Origin of the sequence: Streptomyces sp. NRRL B-24572 (genome assembly GCF_002156145.1) — a bacterium.
GTDB lineage: Bacteria > Actinomycetota > Actinomycetes > Streptomycetales > Streptomycetaceae > Streptomyces > Streptomyces vietnamensis.
This window is the reverse complement of sequence record NZ_MWIG01000492.1, coordinates 1-3,885: the sequence shown is the minus strand read 5'-3', so window position 1 is coordinate 3,885 and position 3,885 is coordinate 1. Positions and strand designations below refer to the sequence as shown.

The following is a 3,885-nucleotide window of genomic DNA, read 5'->3' as shown; positions in this document are numbered from 1 at the left end:
CGGTGCCGCCCGTGACGGCGAACTGCTTCATCTTGGCGGTGTTGAGCTGATAGACGTTCTGCGGCAGACCGGAGTCCACGCCCAGGCTGCCGTGGAAGCCGGTGAGCGCCATGACCGGGGAGACGAGCGCCGGGAACTGCGAGAACATCGTGCCCTTGCCGGCGCCTGCGAACGTCGGCACGAAGAAGGCCTGGAAGCCCAGCTGCTCCTTCTTGCCGTTCTTGTCGCGGTAGCCGTCCATGACCTTGATCGCGCCGGTCGACGTGATGTTGTTGTCGATCGGCAGCAGCGGCACGGCGCCGTGGTAGACGGTCTTGCCGCGGCCGTCCTTGACGGTGACGACGGGCGCGTACCCGTGGGCGATCAGATAGACCTTGGAGTCGCCCACGATCAGCGGCTCGTTGACCCTGATGACGGCCTTCTTGTCGGCGCCGCCCTGCGAGTAGCTGACGGCCGCCTCGAAGGTGCGCGGGGTGCCGCGCTGGGGGCCGTTCGTCTCGTACGTGCCGGTGAAGGAGTTCAGGGTGAAGCTGAACGGCTCCAGCTCGTCGGTGCCGAACTGGGAGCCGGACTTGAAGTCGTCGTACTGGGTGAGCGTGTTGGAGAAGCCGTCGCCCTCGACGATCAGCTTGCCGCCCTCGGACTTGAAGAGCTGGCCGTAGGCGAAGGCGACGAGCATCACGATCAGGGCCACGTGGAAGACCAGGTTCCCGGCCTCGCGCAGGTACCCCTTCTCGGCGGCGACGGCGTTCCCGGCGTGGTGCGCGCGGAAGCGGCGGCCCTTGAGGACGGCGAGCGCGGCCTCGCGGACCTGCTCGGGCTCGGCCTCGGTGCGCCAGGTGGTGTACGCGGGGAGCCGGTCGAGGCGCCGGGGTGCGCCCGGCGGGCGGCTGCGGAGCTGGCCGACGAACTGCCAGCTGCGCGGCACGATGCAGCCGATGAGGGAGACGAACAGCAGGATGTAGATCGCGGAGAACCACACCGAGCTGTAGACGTCGAAGAACTGGAGCTTCTCGTACAGCGGGGTGAGGGTCCTGTGGGCGTCCTTGAAGGTCTGCACCTTCAGCTCGTCCGCGCTGTTCTGCGGGATGAGGGAGCCGGGGACGGCGCCCAGGGACAGCATGAAGAGGAGGATCAGCGCGACCCGCATGGAGGTCAGCTGCCGCCAGAACCAGCGGATCCAGCCGAAGACCCCGAGGGTGGGGCCGCCGATGACGGTGTCCTCCTGGGGGGCGGTCGACAGCTGGGCCCCGGCCGCTTCCTCGGCGGTGCGCCCGTTCTCCGTCGTATCGGTCTTGCTCATGGAACTCAGATCCCCACCGTGAAACCGCTGGACCAGCCCTGCATCGTGGCCACCATGCTGTCCCACGCGCCTGTGAGGAGGAGGACTCCGGTGACGATCATCATGCCGCCGCCGATCCGCATGACCCACACATAGTGCTTCTTCACCCAGCCGAAGGCGCCGAGCGCCTTGCGGAAGGCGATGGCCGCGAGCACGAACGGTACGCCGAGCCCGAGGCAGTACGCGAAGGCGAGGACCGCCCCGCGTCCGGCGCTGGCCTGCTCCAGGGCGAGGGCGTTGACGGAGGCGAGGGTCGGGCCGATGCACGGGGTCCAGCCGATGCCGAAGAGCGCGCCGAGCAGCGGGGCGCCGATGAGTCCGGCGGCGGGCTTCTTGTGGAAGCGGAACTCGCGCTGGGTGAACCAGGGCATCAGGCCGAGGAAGAAGACGCCCATGAGGATCATGAGCACGCCGAGGACCGTGGTGAGCGTCTCGCGGTACTCCTGGAGCGTCGCCCCGAAGTAGCCGAAGAGCGCGCCGCCGGAGACGAACACCGCGGTGAAGCCGAGGACGAAGAGCACGGCACCGGCGGTCATCCGGCCGCGGCGGCTCTCGGCGAGGTCGGTGCCGGTGACGCCGGTCACGTAGCTCAGATAGCCGGGGACGAGCGGCAGGACACAGGGGGAGAAGAAGGAGACGAGGCCGCCGAGCACCGCGAGGGGCAGGGCGAGCAGCAGGGCTCCGCTGGTGACCGTCTCGTTCACGGCGCTCACTTCTCCTTGAGGAGGGGCTCGATCATCGACCGGAGCTTCTTCTCGTCGAGCGCCATGAGGGAGCGGGCGGCGATCTTGCCCTCCTTGTCGAGGACGACGGTGGAGGGGATCGCCTGCGGGTTGAGCGTGCCCTTGGGGAAGCCGAAGAGGATGAGCTTGCCGTTGGGGTCGTAGAGGCTCGGGTAGGGGACCTCGTAGTCCTCTTCGAAGGTGAGCGCCTGCTGCTTGTTGAAGTCGCGGGTGTTGAGGCCGACGAACTCGACGTCCTGGCCCTTGAGGTCCTTGGCGACCTTCGCGAAGTGCGGGGCCTCGGCGCGGCAGGGGCCGCACCAGGAGCCCCAGACGTTGAGGACGACGACCTTGCCCTTGAGGTCGGCGACGTCGAGCTTCTTGCCTTCGAGGGTGTCGCCGGCGATGTCGTTCGGGGCCGTGCGCTCGCCCTTGGCGACGGTGGAGATGCCACCCGTGTTGGTCACGAAGTTGGTGTTGCCGCCGCCGCCGGACTTGCCGTTGTCGTCGCCGCTGCAGGCCGAGAGCGTGAGGGCGGCGGCGGACAGCATTCCGACGGCGACCAGGGTGCGCCGGGTGCGGCGGGGGGCACGGCTAAGGCTCATGTGAAAAGTTTCGCATGGGCGTTTGGGGGATCTTGGGCACCCCCCTACGTGCCCGTAAAGCCCCTTGTCAAGATCGCCTAAGCGGTCGGGGTGGAAGAGGGGGTCGAGACGTCCGGCCTGAGGAAGGCGTTCCAGCCGCCCGCGGGCTTCTGTCCGACGTCCAGCGAGCGCAGCTTCTCCAGGATCCGCGGGTCCTGGACGTCGAGCCAGTCCACGAACTGCTTGAAGGAGACGAGCCGCACGTCCTTCTTTCCGGCCATTCCCTTGAGCGCCTCTTCGACGGCGTCCATGTAGATGCCGCCGTTCCACTGCTCGAAGTGGTTGCCGATGAAGAAAGGCGCGCGGTTCGACTCGTACGCGCGGTTGAAGCCGGAGAGGTACGCCTCGGCCGCCTGCGTGCGCCAGCCCGGATAGCGCGAGGGCATGCCCTTGGTCGTGTTCTTCGACTGGTTGGCGAGCATGTTGTAGTCCATGGAGAGGACTTCGAAGGAGTGCCCGGGGAAGGGCACGGCCTGGAGGGGGAGGTCCCAGATCCCCTGGCGCTTCGTCGGCCACGTCTGGCGGCCGCCGGGCGAGCTGGCGTCGTAGCGCCAGCCCAGGCGCTTGGCGGTGGGGAGCAGGTTGTCCTGGCCGAGGAGGCAGGGGGTGCGGCCGCCGACGAGCTCCTTGGAGTAGTCGAAGGGCAGCGGGTCGAGGTCGGTCCAGCCGCTGTTGGTCTTCCACTCGGTGACGAACCTCGTCGCCTGGTCGATCTCGTTCTGCCACTGGCCGGGGGTCCAGTTGCCGACGGAGCCGGAGCCGCCGCAGAAGTGCCCGTTGAAGTGGGTGCCGATNNATGTCGGAGGCGCCGACGGGGTTGTTCGGCGGGCGGTAGAGGTGCTTCTTCGACTCGGGGAGGAGGTAGATCCCGGAGAGGAAGAAGGTCATCGCCGCGTCGTTGTTCTTGGCGAGTTCGAGGAAGCGCGGGAAGAGGCCGTTGCCGACCTCGCCGGCGCCGTCCCAGGAGAAGATCACGAACTGGGGCGGGGTCTGGCCGGGTTCGAGCGGGACGGGGGCGTCGGGCTGGTGCGGCTGCTTGCCGGTGTCGGCGGTGGAACCGTCGCCGATGAGCCGGGCGTCGTCCTTGGTCGGGGTGGGCGTACCCGGGTCTGCCGAGACGTCACCCCCCTTGCCGGGTCCGGAACGTCCCGGCTTGTCCTTGTTGTCGGTACTGCAT

General features: G+C 68.2%; 3 protein-coding genes and 1 pseudogene. All 4 read right to left on the bottom strand.

Annotated elements, in window-relative coordinates; all coding sequences use genetic code 11:
- Positions 1-1,303, bottom strand: a 1,303-nt coding sequence (locus tag CCN56_RS27495) for a cytochrome c biogenesis protein ResB (RefSeq protein ID WP_086830636.1), incomplete at its 3' end; no start/stop codon positions are given.
- Between the two features lie 5 nt (positions 1,304-1,308).
- Entirely contained in the window at positions 1,309-2,046 is a 738-nt protein-coding gene (locus CCN56_RS27490; RefSeq protein WP_041129766.1) for a cytochrome c biogenesis CcdA family protein, read from the bottom strand.
- A gap of 5 nt (positions 2,047-2,051) precedes the next feature.
- Entirely contained in the window at positions 2,052-2,669 is a 618-nt protein-coding gene (locus CCN56_RS27485) for a TlpA disulfide reductase family protein (RefSeq protein WP_086830635.1), read from the bottom strand.
- A gap of 77 nt (positions 2,670-2,746) precedes the next feature.
- Positions 2,747-3,885: pseudogene (locus CCN56_RS27480) on the bottom strand (hypothetical protein); the annotation flags it as partial.